We start from the raw sequence: 17,390 nt of genomic DNA on the forward strand, positions 1-17,390 counted from the left end.
GGCGCAGGCTGCGGCGGTTGCCATCGCCTTAGCGACTACCGGAACCCGATACAGGCTCAATCTCTTGTTCTCCCAACTGACGGCGCTTCCCAATGATGACAGGTCCTCTGGTTTCGCTCAGCGCTGCGCAGTTGGAGATCTGGCTCGCGCAGGCGCTGCAGCCTGACAGTCCTTCCTACACCGTCGGCGAGGTGATCCATCTTCCCAGCACCCTCGATCTCGGCTGTTTCGAGCGTGCGCTCCGGCAGACGGTCGATGAGACGGATGCGTTGCACGTCCGGTTCTCACGCTCGGATCGGGGGCCTGTCCAACGGCTCGGTGTCCGACCGCGATGGCACCTCGTGCAGGATGAAACGCCGCTCCCGTCGAACGCCGATCTTACAGGCAGACTCGCGCACGAGCTCGCCGTCCCCATCGATATCGAAGGTGACTGTCTCGCACGCTTGCTGTTGCTGCGGGTCGAAGACGGTCATTTCGCCTGGTGCCAGCTCTACCACCACATCGCCATGGATGGCTTTGCACGTGCGCTCTTTGCCAAGCGCGTTGCCGACACATACAGTCGGCTCGTCTCGGGAAGGGAGACTTCCCCAAGGCCGTTCGGGGCCTTCGCGGAACTGCTGGCTGATGATCGCGACTATCGCGCGTCCGATGACGCTTTGCAGGACCGCGCCTACTGGCGAAACGAGCTCGATGGCTTCGTTCATGGTGCATCCGCGATAGGGCATGATCCGGATTGGAATGGCTTTCGACGTCAGACGGAACATCTCTCCGCAGGGCTGACCACCGCTCTTCGGACGATGGCTGCGACGACCGGCCTGAGCATCGCAACCCTCCTCTGTGCCGTTGCGGCGGTGATCTCTTCGTCGAGCCGTGGATCTGGCGATACCGTCATCGGTTTCGTGGTTTCGGCGCGGTCCGGCGCAGTGGCGCGGAACACGCCCGGCACTGTCTCGAATGTGGTCCCGCTTCGGTTGACCGTCGATCCCCGCGCCAGCTGGCGCGAGTTTCTGGCCGAGATCCGGTTGAAGATAAAGGCCGCGCTCCAGCATCAGCGCACACGCCTCGAGGATATCCGCCGCGACCTGTCCCTGACCGGGGCAGGGGATGAGCTCACCTCCGTCGTGGTCAACGTCATCCCGTTCTTCGACCTCCTGCAATTCGGGGACGAGACCGCGAAGCTCGAGAACCTCTCGAACGGTCCGGTCGACGACTACTCGGTCGTCGCCTATCCGAACGGTGACGAACCCGCATTGCGGATCGACTTCAACGCCAATGCCGGGCGGCGCAACGACGAGGACCTCACGCAGTTTCGTCGACGTTTCCTTCATCTTCTGTCGCGTTTGATGTCGGACGTCGATGGCCGTGTCGGCGCGGCGGACCTGCTGCTGGAGGAGGAACGCGATCTGGTACTCGGCAGCTGGAACGCGACGGCCGCCCTGCTGCCCGAGATGCTGCCCGGGGCCTGGTTCGAGGCGCAGGTCCGCCGCTCGCGTGACGCACTGGCCGTCGTCTGCGGTGGCGCCGCGTGGACGTATGACGAACTGAATCGTCGCGCCAACCGGATCGCCCATACGCTGCTCGCCCAGGGCCTCGGTCCCGAGGACTGCGTCGCCATCGTGATGTCGCGCGCGACGCCTGATCTGATTGCGGCGCTGATGGGCGTGCTCAAGAGCGGGGCTGCCTACTTGCCGTTCGATGCGACCTATCCGCCGGCGCGCATCGCCGCCGTGATCCGCGACGCGCATGTTCGCTTCGCCTTGACCGATGACGCCAATTTCGAGCGCCTGCCTGCGGACCTGCCTTGCCTGCGTCTCGGCCAGGATGCGCTCGCCGTTGAGGAAACCGATCCGCCTCCGCATCAGGGCCATCACCGCCTGGCGCCCGGCAACGCCGCCTATGTGATCTACACCTCTGGATCGACCGGCGTGCCCAAAGGCGTCGTCGTCGAGCAGCGGGGTGTCGCCGATCTCATCGCCTGGGCTCATGACATCTATACCAGCAGCCTCGACCGAGTCTTCGTCACGACATCGCTCGCCTTCGACGTCTCCGTCTTCGAGATTCTGGCGCCGTTGTGCCGGGGAGGTCGCATCGACCTCCTGGAGAACCTGCTCGCGCTCGCCGAGCATGCCGGCGATGCGGGCCCCGCCGCGATGATTAGCGGTGTTCCGTCCGCGCTGGCGAGCCTCCTCGACCACGCCGCCCTGCCACCAAAACTGTCCGCCGTCGTGCTCGCAGGCGAGGCCTTGCCGGCCCGCCTCATCCGCCGGCTTCGGGCCGAGCGTCCCGGCTGCCGCATCTCCAACGTCTATGGCCCGACGGAGGCCACCGTCTACGCAACCGCGTGGCATGCGCCCGACAGCGGCGACGAGGTGCCGCCGATCGGGCAGCCGGTGCGCAACCGGCGCGTTTACGTGCTCGACAAAGCGTTGCGACCGCTGCCTCCCGGCGTCACCGGCGATCTGTACCTCGCCGGCGTCGGGTTGGCGCGGGGTTATCTCGACCGTCCTGGTCTCACCGCCGAACGCTTTGTCGCCAATCCCTATGGCGCCCCCGGCGAGCGGATGTACCGCACCGGCGACATCGTCCGCTGGCGCGGCGACGGCAACCTCGATTATCTGGGCCGCTCTGACCACCAGGTGAAGGTCCGCGGCTACCGGATCGAGCTCGGCGAAGTGGAAGAGCAGCTGGTGCGTCATGCGGCCATCAAGGACGTCGTCGTCGTGCCGCGCGACCTCGGATCGGGCCTCGCCTCGCTGGTCGCCTATGTCGTGGCGCGCGATGCGCTGCCGCCGGCAGCGGAATTGCGCGCTCATCTGGCCGAGACGCTGCCGGACTACATGGTGCCCGGCGCCTTTATCGGCATCGCCGCGCTGCCGCTCAACGCCAACGGCAAGCTCGATCGTGCCGCGCTGCCTGCGCCGCGGGCCGGGAGCTGGCACGAGACCGCCGTCCCGCTCTCGACGCCGACCGAGACGATCATCGCCGACATCTTCGCGGACCTGCTCGCCGCACCCGACATCCATGCAAACTCGAACTTCTTCCATCTCGGCGGGGACTCGCTGCTGGCCGTTCGCCTGGTCGCTGCCCTGCGCAGACGAGTGGGGGGACGCTGGCCGCTCAGCACGGTGTTCAGATCGCCGACCGTGGCCATGCTGGCGCAGCATGTCGAGAGGGAAGCTGCCGGCAGCGATCGGAGTGACGACCAGCCGCAATGGATCCGTCTTAGTCCACGGCCCGAACGGATCCCGCTCTCCAGAGCCCAACGCCGCCTCTGGCTGCTGGATCGCCTCGAAGGCTCATTGCCCGCCTATCACGTTCCCGTCGCGATCGAGCTTGCGGGTCCCCTCGACGAGGCTGCGCTGCGAAGCGCAATCAACGACATCGTTCGGCGCCACGAGCCGCTTCGGACCTGCTTCGGCGAGGAGGACGGCGAGCCGTTTCAGATCGTCGTTGCCGAAACGAGCATCAATCTCGAACTGAAGACCGTGCAGGTCGAAGCGGCGGAAGTCGACGCGTCGATCCTGGCCGAAGGACGAAGCCCCTTCGATCTCAAGGCCGACATTCCCTGTCGCGCGGTGTTGTTCCGGATTGCTCCGGAGCTGCATGTTCTCCTTCTGACCGTGCATCACATCGCGATCGATGGCGCGTCGCTGACGCCATTGTTGCGGGATCTCATCCATAGCTATGCGGATCGGCGTGCCGGTCGCCCCGCGACGCTGGCGCCGTTGCCTCTCCAATATGCCGATGTCGCACTCTCCGAGCGGGGCGGAGATGGCGATGGCTCGCCGGGATCGAGCCTGCCGGATGACGAAGCCTTCTGGAAGAGGACCCTCCACGGCTTGCCGCAGGAAGCGACGCCTCGAACTGATTACGTCCGTCCGGCGGTTCTCGACGACCGCGGTGACGAGCACCATTTCGTCATTCCTGTCGAACTGCATCGCCGCATCCTCGACCTTGCGGCCGAAGCCGATGCCACGCTCTTCATGTTCATCCATGCGGCGCTGGCGGTGCTGTTGTCCCGGCTCGGCGCCGGAACGGATGTGCCGATCGGCACGCCGATCGATGGACGCCATGATCCGGTGCTCCGCGATCTGGTCGGATGCTTCGCCAACACGCTGGTGCTGCGAACCGGCCTCGCAGACGACCCGTCGTTCAGAACTCTGCTGGCCCGGGTTCGGGAGGCAGATCTCGCCGCCTACGACCATCAGGCTCTGCCGTTCGAGCGCCTGATCGAGCTCCTCGACCCACCGCGCTCGCTCTCTCTCCATCCGCTGTTTCAGGTGATGCTGGCCTTTGGCAACGCCGATCCGTTGCCTCAGGCGCCCGGATTGTCGGTCCGACGCCGCGCGGTGTCGACCAAGACCTCGAAATTCGACCTGTCGTTCACCTTTCGCGATCACCGTGATCCGGATCTCCGTCCGCTCGGCATGAGCGGCGTCATCGAATACAGCACGTCACTCTATGCCCCGAGGACGATCGAACTGTTCGAGAAGCGCTTCCTGCATCTCCTCTCGTGTTTGACGTTTGACATGGATGGCCGTGTCGGTGCGGTCGATCTGCTGCTGGAGGAGGAGCGCGATCTGGTGCTCGGTCGCTGGAACGCGACGGCGGCCCCGCTGCCCGAGAGGCTGCCCGCGGCGTGGTTTGAGGCGCAGGTTCAGCGTGCGCGCGATGCGACGGCGGTGGTCTGCGGTGCTGCCGCCTGGACGTATGACGAGCTGAATCGTCGTGCCAACCGGATCGCCCATACGCTGCTCGCTCACGGCATCGGGCCCGAGGACCGCGTCGCCATCGTGATGTCGCGCGCGACGCCGGATCTGATTGCGGCGCTGATGGGCGTGCTCAAGAGCGGGGCTGCCTACCTGCCGCTCGATGCCACCTATCCGCCGGCGCGCATCGCGGCTGTGATCCGCGACGCGCATGTCCGCTTCGCCCTGACCGATGACGCCAATGTGGAGCGCTTGCCGGCGGACCTGCCTTGCCTGCGTCTGGGCCACGATGCGCTCGCCGCTGAGGAGACCGATCCGTCTCCGCATCAGGGCCATCACCACCTGGCTCCCGGCAACGCCGCCTATGTGATCTACACCTCCGGATCGACCGGCTTGCCCAAGGGCGTCGTCATCGAGCAGCGCGGCGTCGCCGATCTCATCGCCTGGGCCCACGACACCTACGGCCGCAGCCTCGACCGCGTCTTCGTCACGACATCGCTCGCCTTCGACGTCTCCGTCTTCGAGATCCTGTCGCCGCTGTGCCGGGGAGGGCGCATCGATCTCCTGGAGAACCTGCTCGCGCTCGCCGAGCATGCCGGCGATGCGGGCCCGGCCGCGATGATCAGCGGCGTTCCGTCTGCGCTGGCGAGCCTGCTCGATCACGCCGCCCTGCCGCCGAACCTGTCCGCCGTCGTGCTGGCCGGCGAGGCCTTGCCGGCCCGCCTCATCCGCCGGCTTCGGGCCGAGCGTCCCGGCTGCCGCATCTCCAACGTCTATGGCCCGACGGAGGCCACCGTCTACGCGACCGCGTGGCATGCGCCTGACAGCGGCGACGAGGTGCCGCCGATCGGGCAGCCGGTGCGCAACCGGCGCGTCTATGTGCTCGACAAGGCTCTGAAACCTTTGCCTCCCGGCGTCACCGGCGATCTGTATCTCGCTGGTGTCGGGTTGGCGCGCGGCTATCTCGACCGTCCCGGTCTCACCGCCGAACGCTTTGTCGCCAATCCCTACGGCGCTCCCGGCGAGCGGATGTACCGCACCGGCGACATCGTCCGGTGGCGTAGCGACGGCAACCTCGACTATCTCGGCCGCTCCGACCACCAGGTGAAGGTCCGCGGCTACCGGATCGAGCTCGGCGAAGTGGAAGAGCGGCTGGTGCGTCATGCGGCCATCAAGGATGCCGTCGTCGTGCCGCGCGACCTCGGATCAGGCCTCGCCTCGCTGGTCGCCTATGTCGTGGCGCGCGATGCGCTGCCGCCGGCTGCGGAGCTGCGCGCTCATCTGGCCGAGACGCTGCCGGACTACATGGTGCCGTCAGCCTTCATCGGCATTGCCGCGCTGCCGCTCAACGCCAACGGCAAGCTCGATCGTGCCGCGCTGCCTGCGCCGCGGGCCGGGAGCTGGGGCGAGACCGCCGTCCCGCTTTCGACGCCGACCGAGACGATCATCGCCGACATCTTCGCGGACCTGCTCGCCACACCCGACATCCATGCAAACTCAAACTTCTTCCATCTCGGCGGGGACAGCATCACATCGCTGCGGCTGGTGGCGCGAGCCCGCGCGCGCGGCCTGTCCATCAGTCCGCGTCAGGTTTTCCGTCATCCCAACGTCGCCGGACTTGCGCTCGTGGCCAGCCCGGCTGCCGATAGTCCTTCGTCCGATCCGATCCCGGGGACATCGCTGCCGGCAACGCCGATCATGCTCTGGCTGCGGGATCGCGGGCAGAGCGCCCATTTCAGCCAATCCATTCTGCTCGATGTCCCCGCCGACCTGACCGAAACTGCGGTGGCCTTGCTGCTCGATCGGCTTGCCGCCCGCCACGATGCGCTGCGGCTTCGTCTCAACGTCGACTGGACCCTCGAGGTGCGTCCGGCCGAAGCCGGCTTCCATGCCGGCGCGGTTGCCACATTGCTGGCTGGGGCCGACGTGGTTCTGGCGGAGCAGGAGGCAGCGATGCAGCTTCAGCCCTTCGAAGGCCGGCTGCTGCAGGCGCGACTCGCTCCCGAGTCCGGAGATCGCGGACGCCGCCTGCTCCTCGTGATCCATCACCTTGCCATCGACGGCGTGTCCTGGCGCATCGTGATGAACGAACTTGCGGCGTTGTGGCAGGAGTTCACGCACGGGACCGCGCTGCCGCCGCCACCGCCGTCGACCTTTCGCGCCTGGGCTCTTGGACTGAGCGGCGCGGCGCGAAGCTCTGCGGTCGTCGGCGAGAGTCCCTACTGGCGCGGTGTTCTGGATGCACCCACGATCAGGTTCGCATCGGGCCCGCTGACCGCGGCCCGCGATCGTGTCGCGGTGGTCAACCGCATGACCAGATCTCTGACGCCGGCGGAGACGAGATCGCTCCTCGCCGCTCCCGGCCGGCTAAACCTGAAGATCCACGAGCTTCTGCTGACGGCGCTTCTCATGGCTGCGCGCCGGACCGCGCAGTCGGACGATGGTGCGCTGAGGATCGACGTCGAGGGGCACGGACGCGAAGACGTCGTCGCGGGGATCGACGCCGGCCAGACGGTGGGCTGGTTCACGAGCCTCTTTCCCGCAGTGTTGGGCGGTCCTGCCGGAAACGGAGCAGGCGACCTTCCGGCGCTCCTGCGCAGCGTCAAGCAGGCCATGCGCACGATCCCCGCCAATGGCGTGGGGTTCGGGCTGCTGCGCTACTTGAACGAGTCCGAAGGCCAGCCGTTTCGGGACGCTGCGACGCCTGAGATCTGCTTCAACTATCTCGGCCGCTTCAGCGACGGAGCGGGATCATGGCTGCCGGCGCCCGAGCATCCGGCGCTGGGCGTCGTCCGCGATCCCGATATGGCTGTCGCGCATGCCATCGAGGTCCTTGCGCACATCAGGGATGACAAATCCGGTCCTGTCTTTTCGATCGAATGGGCATGGGCACCCGATCTCGTCGCGGGCTCGACCGTCGAAGCACTGGCTCGGTCGTGGGACGACGCCCTCCGGTCCGTCCTCGATTTCGCGGGCAGGGACGACGTCCGTTCGATCCTGACGCCGGCCGATCTGCCGCTGGTCAAGCTGTCACAGGCCGAGATCGACGGGCTCGCTGCGCGGCGGGCGCAGCTCGAGGATGTTCTTCCGCTCACGCCGCTTCAGGAAGGACTGCTGTTCCACACGCTTTATGACGACGAGGGCGATGACACCTATCTCGTCCAGCTGGTCTTGAGGTTGGGAGGGCAGGTGGATCCGGGCCGCCTGCGCGCGTCATGTGCTGGCCTCGTCGCGCGACACGCCATCCTGCGCTCATGCTTCGAGCACCAGGGCCATGATCGTCCGATCCAGATCGTCTCATCAGCGGTCGAGCTGTGCTGGGAAGAGGTACGCATCGCCGATGCGCATGACGAGCAGGCCTGGCTCGCCTCCAACCAGGCCAGGCGCTTCGACCCCGCCCGGCCTCCTTTGGTCGCCTTCACGCTGCTTCGACGAGACGACGGGACCTCGCTGCTGGTCCTCAGTCTGCATCACCTTCTTCTCGATGGCTGGTCGATTCCGGTCGTGATCCGCGATCTCGCCGCGCTGTATGACGGCGTCGGTCTCCCGGCGGCCGTTCCCCATCGTCGCTTTCTGCAATGGCTGGCCGCTCAAGATCAGGCCGAGGCTCTCAAGTCCTGGACCGAAGCCCTTGCCGGTGCCCCGCCTCTCACGCCATTGGTGGAGAAGAAGGATGCAAGCCGGTCGATGCTCCACGCCGTTGCGCGCGAGTGCTTGAGCGCTGTGGAAACCTCTGCGATCGCAGCCTGTGCCGCAGCCTTGTCCACCACGCCGAGCGTGCTGGTACAGACCGCGTGGGCGGTCCTGTTGTCGCGTCTGACGCGCCAGGATGAGGTTTCGTTTGGGATCACCGTTTCGGGCCGGCCCCCGGAACTCCCAGGCGCGGACCAGATCGTCGGTCTTTTGATCAATACGCTCCCGCTGTGGGTCTCCGTCCGGCAGGACATGACGTTGCGGCAGCTCTGCCAATCCGTTCAGGACAGGGTCGCCTTCCTGCTCGCACATCCCGACGTGCCGTTGGCCGATCTCCAGCGCATCGCGGACGGCAAACTGTTCGATACGCTGGTGGTGTATGAAAGCTATCCTGACCGCGAAGCCGGCCTCGGCGCGGGCGGCTTGCGGATCGACGCTGTCGAGGGGCGTGAAACATCGCACTACACGCTTTCGTTTCTGGCGCTTCCAGGCAGGCAGCTCGCCTTCCGGCTCAACTATCGCGCTGATCTGTTCGAGCCGGGCGTGGGTGAAGAACTGCTTGCCCGCTTTCGGCGTCTTCTGCTCGGACTCTGCGCCGACCCGGATCAGGCCGTCGGTGCGCTGAGTGCCAGCTCTGCTGAGGATTCGCAGCCCGGGCTGATCAGCGGTCCCGACCCGGTCACGCAGCCCCGAGACGTGATCACGCTGTTCAACGCGCAGGTCGCACGTCGGCCGACGTCGATCGCCGTCGAGAGCGGGCCGGACCAGTTGACGTTCCAAGATCTCGACGTCTGGGCGGATGCGATTGCCGCGCGCCTGACGAAAAGGGGCGTGGGGCCGGAAGATCGGGTCGCTCTGATTTTCGACCGCGGAGCCGCATTGGTGGCAGCGCTCCTCGCCGTCCTGAAGACCGGCGCCGCGTTCGTGCCGCTCGACCCGAAATATCCCGACGCGCGGATCGAGGCCCTCATCGCAGAAGCCGACGTCCGCATGACGCTCGGTGACGCCGCCGCAAGGCAACGCCTGCGGTCCGAGATCAGTCTGGTCGATGCCCCTGAGATCGGCGAGCATTTTCCGGCGACCGTTCCGTCTGCGGACAGTCCGGCCTATCTCATTTTCACGTCCGGCACGACCGGACGGCCGAAGGGAGTCGTCGTCACCCATGGCGGGCTTGCGAACTACGCCGGCTGGGCGATCGACGCCTATCGCCTCGGCGAGGGCGGTGGTGCAGCGGTCACGACCTCGGTCGCGTTCGATGCAACCATCACGAGCCTGCTGTTGCCGCTCCTGGCCGGCGAACGCGTCACGCTGTTCGATGAGGCGCGTCAGTTCGATCTCCTCGCCCATCCGCGTGAGCGGCTTTCCCTGCTCAAGCTGACTCCGACCCAGGTCGGATTGCTGGCGCAGATGTCGACCGCGGAACGTCTCGCCGGACTGGCGCAGCGGCTCGTCATCGGCGGCGAGGCGCTGGCAGCGGAAACGCTGCAGCCCTGGCGGAGAGGGGCGCCGGACACGCGTCTCATCAACGAGTACGGTCCGACCGAAACGGTCGTCGGCTGCGTCGCCTATGAAGTGCGGCCGGACGATCCGGAAGCGGGCGCCGTCGCGATCGGCGCACCGATTGCCGGCACACGGCTCCTGATCCTCGATGAGGCGCTGCAACCCGTTCCTCACGGACTGCCCGGCGAATTGTACATTGCGGGCGCCGGGCTCGCGCGCGGCTATTTCCGGCGCCCCGATCTCACCGCCGAGCGCTTCGTCGCAGCTCCCTGGTGCGGTCGCGGCGCGCGGATGTACCGGACTGGCGACCTCGTGCAGCGCCGGGGCGATGGCGCGCTCGTCTTCCTCGGCCGCACGGATCATCAGATCAAGGTGCGGGGTCACCGGATCGAGCCCGCCGAGATCGAGATGGCGCTTCTCGAACTGCCGGGCATCGATCAGGCATTGGTGCTGGCGAGGTCCGACGAGGCGAGGCGGCAGAGGCTGGTGGCCTATGCCATCGCCCGCGCCGCGCCTCCGCACTGGCGCGAGTTGCTGGCGGGCCGGCTGCCGGACTTCATGGTGCCGGACGATCTGGTGACACTCGACCAGTTCCCGCTGACGGCCAACGGGAAGATCGATCGGGCCGGGCTGCTGACCCCGACGCGCAAGGCCGAGGGTTTCGTCGAGCCGGCGACGGAGGCTGAGCGCGCACTCGCGCAGATCGCCGCAGGCCTTCTCAAGGTCGATCGCGTGAGTGCCGATGCGGGCTTTTTCGCGCTCGGCGGCGATTCCATCCTGTCGATCCAACTGGTCAGCCGCGCCCGTCGCGCGGGCTATGTGCTGAAGCCGCAACAGGTGTTCGAGCTGCAGACGGTGCGCGCCCTTGCGGCCGCAGCCCGGCCCGTGAAGGCGGACGCCGCCGCGCGGCCTGCCGCGGCGACGTCGTTCGAGCCGACACCGATCATGCAATGGTTGTCGCGCCGCGGCGGTCCCATCGGGCGCTACGCCCAGTCGGTCGTCATCGACCTGGGGGCGGACACCACCGCCGCTGCGGTGATCGAAGCCGTCGGCACGCTTTGGCGTCGTCACGAGATGCTCCGCGCCAAGCAGCTTGCCGACGCCATCACGATCCTGCCGGTTGAAGCTGCCACACCACCAGACGTGTCACAGAAGGCCGCGGCTACGACGGAGTGGAGAGCGCAGCTTGCGGAGGAGCGCGAGAGGCTGGCGTCGGCTCTCTCGCCCGAACGCGGCATCATGCTGCAGGCAACGATCTTTGCAGGTGAGGATCGGCTCTGGCTGCTGCTCTGCCTGCATCATCTCGTCTGCGATGGTGTGTCCTGGCGGATCCTGATTGAAGATCTCGACAACCTTCTTCGCGGACGCGCACTCGATCAGCCCTCGACGCCGTTTGCCACCTACGCGCGCGAACTGGCCGGCGATGCCTCGTCGCGCCGGCATGAGCTCCCGTTCTGGCACGGGCAGCTCGATTCGACGGGCCAGCTGCTGCCGAACGTCTCCCTCGACCGGGCACGCGATACGTTCGGCACCCGACAGGTGCTCCGCACGACCTTGCCGCATGAGGTGACCCTGGCGCTGCTTGGGCCGATCCCGCAAGCCTTCGCCGCGAGCATTGACGACATCCTGCTGACGGCGCTCGTGATCGCCGTTCGACGCTGGCGTCAAGGTCAAGGGGATGCACGGCCGACCCTGCTCCTGGCCGTCGAAGGCCACGGACGCAGCCACGGGTCTCTCGATGTCTCGCGGTCGGTGGGCTGGTTCACCGTGATGTATCCGCTCCTCCTGTCGCTCGATGATCTCGCGTCGTCGAGCGCGATCGATGACGCGGTGCTGACGATCAAGGAGCAGCGGCGACGTACACCGGGAGATGGCAGTGGCTACGGCATCCTCCGCGCGTTGGCCGAGAAGGGCGACGTGGACGCCCGGAGTCTGACCGCGAACGGGATTGAGCCGCAGATCCTCTTCAACTATCTGGGACGCTCGGCAGGTGCGCTCGACGAATTCGCGGCGAGCGCCGACGACGACTTGCCGCTCGCACATATCCTGACCGTCAATGCCATCGCCCGCGAGGAACAAGACGGCAGGGCGGCATTCGATCTCGACTGGTCTTTCGCTCCCCGTCTGATCGGCGCGTCGGATGTCGCGGCGATCGCTGATCATTGGCACGCTGCGATTGCCGACATCGCGAGCTCGGTGGCGCGGGGCGGGGGCGGGCGGTCGCCGTCAGATTTCCCGCTCGTCGCGCTGTCGCAGGAGCAGGTCAACGGCCTCCTCAGGGCCGTCCCCGACGCCGTCGATATTCTGCCCCTCGCGCCGCTCCAGGAAGGCCTCCTGTTCCACGCCCGCTACGAGCGAGAGGCGAGCGCGCTCTATGTGTCTCAAGTCGTTCTCGACCTCGAAGGTCCGCTGGATGAGGAGCGGCTGCGCGCGGCAGCTGCTCGTCTAATCGACCGGCATGACAGCCTGCGGGCGACCTTCCTCGACACCAGCGATGCGCGGCCGGTGCAAGCGATCCGCCGCACGGTGCCGCTCGACTGGCGCGTCATCAGCCTGCCGGAGCAAAGCGACCTCGCCCCCGATCAGGCCGTTCGCGACATCATGGACGCGGATCGCTGCGCGGGTTTCCGCTTGGATCGTTCCGATCCGCTGGTCCGCTTCCGCCTCATCCGCCGTGACGCGCAGCATTACAGCCTGCTCTGCACCTTCCATCATATCGTCATCGACGGGTGGTCGATCCCGAACCTCATTCGCGAATTAATGACGTTGAACGCCGATCCCTCGGCGGAATTGGCTGCTCCGGGTCGGCGCAAGGACTACCTCGCCTGGCTCGCCGCGCAGGATCGTGAAGCCGCGATCGGCGCGTGGCTCAACGCCTTGAATGGACTCAACCAGCCGGTCCGGCTGGCCGGCGCCGCCGCTCCGGGCGACGGCCCGCACCTGCAGATCAGGCGCGGCCTCGCCCCCGATACGGAGGCTGGCCTCCTTGCCCTCGCGCGCGCCAACAATCTGACCGTCAACACCGTGATGCAGGTTGCCTGGGCCATCCTGCTCGGACGGCTCACGCGACGCAACGATGTCGTCTTCGGCATCACGATCGGTGGCCGGCCGGCGGAATTGCCAGGCGTCGAGTCGAGCGTGGGCCTGTTCATCAATACGCTTCCGCTGCGGGTTGTGCTGCGTCCGGACGAAAGCGCGCATGCGCTTCTACAACGGGTTCAAGCCTCTCAAGCCGCGCTGCTGTCGCATCAGCATGTGAGCCTCACGGCCATCCAGCGGGCCATCGGATTGGGCGATCTGTTCGACACGCTGCTGGCTTACGAGAACTACCCGCTCGACCGGGCCGCGCTTGCGCGGCCGGTGGGAGACCTCGCGGTCGCCCGCGTCTGGAGCGTCGATTTCGCGCATTATCCGCTCTCGATCGTCATCGTACCGAGCGGCTCGCTCGAAATCAGGTTCAACGCCCGCGCGGACATCATTCCGGAAACGACGCTGCAGGGAATTGCCGCGCAATTCGTTGCGCTTCTTGACGATCTGTCGCGGCAGACCGATCGGCCCGTGGGGGCTCTTGGAACGAGAAGGTCGTCCGTCGCACCGGCGCTGCGTGGCGCCGTGGCCGAGCAGCCCGAACCTTCGATCTGCGATGTCTTCGCGCGCCAGGCCGAACAGCGGCCCGGCGCGACGGCCATCGTCGATGGAGCGCGAAAGATCACCTATGCCGAGCTGGATGCATCGTCCAACCGGCTCGCCCGGCATCTCGTCACGTTGGGCCTGCGCAGCGGTCAATCCGTGGCCATGGTTCTGCCGAGAGGTGCGGAGCAGGTCACCACGATGCTGGCGATCCTGAAGGCCGGGGGCTGCTACATCCCGCTCGACGAAGCGCTTTCGGCCGCCCGCGTGGCTGACATCCTGACGGAATCCGGTGCGGCCTTCGTGGTGGCCGTGAAAGCGATAGACCTGTCGTTGCGCGACGGCATCACGGCGATCGTCCTCGATGATCCCAGGACCGCATCTTGCATCGCCTCGTCACCGTCAACGCCGCTCGCCATCACGGTGCATCCGCTGGCAGCCGCCTATGTGATCTACACATCCGGTTCCACGGGGCGCCCCAAGGGCGTGGTGGTGAGCCACGCGAATGTCTTGCGGCTCTTCACGGCCACGCAGCAATTCGCCTTCAATGAACAGGATTGCTGGACGCTCTTCCACTCGGTGGCGTTCGACTTCTCGGTCTGGGAGATCTGGGGCGCGCTCCTGCATGGCGGTCGCCTCGTGATCGTTCCCTGGGAGACGTCGCGCGACCCCGGCGCCTTCCTGGCCCTGGTCGAGGCGCAAGGTGTCACGATCCTGAACCAGACCCCGTCGGCGTTCTACCAGCTCCTGGACGCGATCGAACTGCAGCCCGAGCTCGCTGCGAGTTTAGCGCTTCGCTGGATCATCTTCGGCGGCGAGGCGCTCGACGTCGCGAGGCTGCGGCCTTGGTTCGACCGGTTCGGAACCGAACGGCCGCAACTCGTCAACATGTACGGAATCACCGAGACGACGGTCCATGTCACGCATCTGCTCCTGCCGGTCTCGCCGGACGCAGGCGGTAGCCCGATCGGCAGCCCGATCGATGATCTCGAAATTCACCTCCTAGATACGTCCTTGCGCGAAGTGCCAATCGGAATCATCGGCGAGGTCTTCGTCGGCGGAGGCGGCGTGTCTCGGGGCTATCTCGGGCGCCCAGATCTGACCGCCGAACGTTTCGTCGCCGATCCGGCGGACAACGGCAGACGACTCTACAGGACCGGCGATCTTGCCTTGCGGCGCGAGGATGGAAGCCTGGCGTATGTCGGCCGCTCCGATCTTCAGGTGAAGATGCGCGGCTTCCGCATCGAGCTCGGCGAAATCGAAAGCCGGCTCTCGCTGCTCGATGGCGTCAGGCAGGCGGCCGTGATCCTGCGCGAGGACGAGCCGGGGCATCGGCGGCTCGTGGGCTATGTCGTGCTGGGCGAGGATGCCGTGCATGCTGAGGCGAGCCTGCGGGCGTCGCTGGCGGCCTACCTGCCGGGCTACATGGTGCCGTCGCACATCATGATGCTGGACCGCATGCCGCTGACCCGCAACGGCAAGCTCGACCGCGACAGGCTGCCCGCGCCGGAACGCGCCGTGTCCTCGGGCAGGCGCGCCCCGCGTGACAGGCGCGAGGAAGAGATGGGCAGACTGTTCGCCGAGGTTCTCGGCCTGCCCGAGGTCGGTGTCGACGAGGAATTTTTTGCGCTGGGTGGCGACTCGCTGCGCGCGATGCGGCTGATCGGGCTGGTCAGAGCCCGCTTCCAGGTCAACTGCTCGATCCGCACGCTGTTCGACAATCCGACGGTCGAAGCCCTGGCGAACAGCATCGATCACGTCGCCCCCGAGGGGAATCCCTTGGAGGGGCTCATCGCGATCAGAGCTGCCGGCACGAGACCGCCACTCTTCTGCATCCATCCAGGTGGTGGCCTGAGCTGGGTCTATGCGCGATTGATGCGATATCTCCCGGCCGATCAGCCGATATATGCGCTGCAAGCCCGTGGCTTCAAGGACGGCGACTCGCTTGCTTCGAGCATCGAGTCGATGGCGGACGACTATCTGGCGGCCATGCGCAAGGTCCGCCCGGAAGGTCCCTACCATCTTCTCGGTTGGTCGTTCGGTGGTTTGACCGCCTATGCCATTGCATGCCGTCTGCAAGGGCAGGGCGCGGCTCCTGGGATCGTCGCGCTGCTCGATGCCTATCCGGTCCGCGCTGCGGATCAGGCCATGCCGCTCCATGACGATGAATTGCTCGCCGATCAGGTCGCGATGTTGGGGGCGGTTCCTCGGCGGAAGGGCGCGGGGTCCCTGCGCGAGGCGCTGCTAGCCGACCGCGGTGTGCTCTCCACGCTCAGTGCAGGGGATATCGACGCCCTCGTCGAGATCACGCGCAACAATGTGCGAATGGCCACGGGCTGGGAGCCGCCCCGTCTGGAAGGTGACGCGCATCTCTTCATCGCGGATGCCGGCTCCTTGCCGCCATTCGATTGGACGGACCGAGTTGGCGGGACGCTCCATCGCCACCTCATTCCCTGTCGCCATGGCGACATGCTGCAACCCGGCCCGCTCGCTCGCATCTGTCACATCCTCAACGACCTACTGACGCAAGCCAACCAGCAGGAGATCCTCTCATGACCAATCCGTTCGAAGATCCCGAGGCCCGATACCTCGTTCTCATCAATGACGAGGGGCAATATTCGCTCTGGCCCGCCTTCGCAGACGTTCCTCCCGGTTGGGAGGTCCGGCTGCGGGACGCTGCGCGCGCCGAGGCGCTTGCTTTCGTGAACGAGAATTGGACCGACATGCGTCCGCGCAGCCTGATCAAAGCCATGGAGGGCGGCACGCCATGACCGAGATCGTCGAAAGAACGGCAGAGACGCTTCGATCAAATTGGCCTGAGGCGTTTGCCCGCGACGGATACATCGTGATTCACGACGTCCTGTCAGCCGCTGAGATTGACGCATGCGCGGCGTCTCTCGCAACGCTGCGCGAACTGCGTCCGGACCTCATTGTTCCGTCGACCGCACCCGCCCGCGACCGGATCGAATCCATGGTGAGGGTGGCGCAGGCAGGAAACGAGATCGATGCGGTGGAGCAGATTGCCCTCCATCCAACGATTCGTGACGCGCTTCACCAGGTGTTCGGTCAGGCGCCGGTGGCGCGGTACACGCGGCTTCTGGCTCAATCCCCAGGCGCCTTGCCGGTCAACGCGGCGCGACGCGGCACGCCCCATCTCCACAATTTCGGGATGGCGACGCGCCCGCCGGGCGGCCGGGCGATCGCCTGGACCCCTGTCGACGACGTTCATCCCGACGCGGGCCCGATGTGGGTGCTGCCGCGGTCGCACGTCGAATTCGCCTCATTTCCGGATCGACTGCTCGATGCCATTCCGAACAGCCGCGACCGCCTGCACCAGCTCTGGCAGCACGGTGGCAGCGCGGAAGATTGGCTAAGCTGGCACGGCGAGGTCGGCGATCACTCGATGGCGATCCTCGCCGACTGGATCGAGGAGACCGGTGCTCAGCCTGTCCCGGTGATGCTTCGTAGAGGTGACGTTCTGATCTTCTCCAACGACCTACTGCATGGCTCGCTCATTGCGCGCAATCCCGACATCCCGCGCCGGATCATGTTCACCCACTATCATGCCGACGGGCGAGAGCTCTGGGAGCTCGGTGACGCCGTGGGATCTGATGAGAACCCTCACGGACCTCGGTACTTCGAGAAGCGGGACTGGGTCCGGCGCACGCGCGGACTGACAGATCCCGACAGCCTGTACCGGTTCTACGCATCCATGAAGGGATTTTTTAACTAACACATCGGGTGAATCTACCCGCACTATCCGGGATCGGATGAAAACAGATGTCGCGAGACTTTCGCGATACCGCCCCAAAACGTACCGCTTGATCGTGCACACGCGTCAACTGAACTAATCGGCGA

General features: G+C 66.3%; 3 protein-coding genes. All 3 read left to right on the forward strand.

The window, feature by feature from the left end; genetic code table 11:
• The first annotated feature begins 95 nt into the window (after positions 1-95).
• Genes LQG66_RS25935 through LQG66_RS25945 form a run of 3 tightly spaced genes read left to right on the forward strand, consistent with a single transcriptional unit; the run spans position 96 to position 17,265 of the window.
• Positions 96-16,088 carry a non-ribosomal peptide synthetase gene (locus tag LQG66_RS25935; protein WP_231327944.1) on the forward strand — a complete coding sequence of 5,331 codons (15,993 nt, stop codon included), beginning with the start codon at positions 96-98 and terminating at the stop codon, positions 16,086-16,088.
• On the forward strand, positions 16,085-16,303 hold the full coding sequence (locus LQG66_RS25940) for an MbtH family protein (protein WP_231318478.1): 219 nt from the start codon (positions 16,085-16,087) through the stop codon (positions 16,301-16,303). The genes LQG66_RS25935 and LQG66_RS25940 overlap by 4 nt, the downstream gene beginning before the upstream one ends.
• Positions 16,300-17,265 carry a phytanoyl-CoA dioxygenase family protein gene (locus tag LQG66_RS25945; RefSeq protein WP_231318479.1) on the forward strand — a complete coding sequence of 322 codons (966 nt, stop codon included), beginning with the start codon at positions 16,300-16,302 and terminating at the stop codon, positions 17,263-17,265. The genes LQG66_RS25940 and LQG66_RS25945 overlap by 4 nt, the downstream gene beginning before the upstream one ends.
• Positions 17,266-17,390 lie beyond the last annotated feature (125 nt).

It is taken from the genome of Bradyrhizobium ontarionense (genome assembly GCF_021088345.1).
GTDB classification, from domain to species: domain Bacteria; phylum Pseudomonadota; class Alphaproteobacteria; order Rhizobiales; family Xanthobacteraceae; genus Bradyrhizobium; species Bradyrhizobium ontarionense.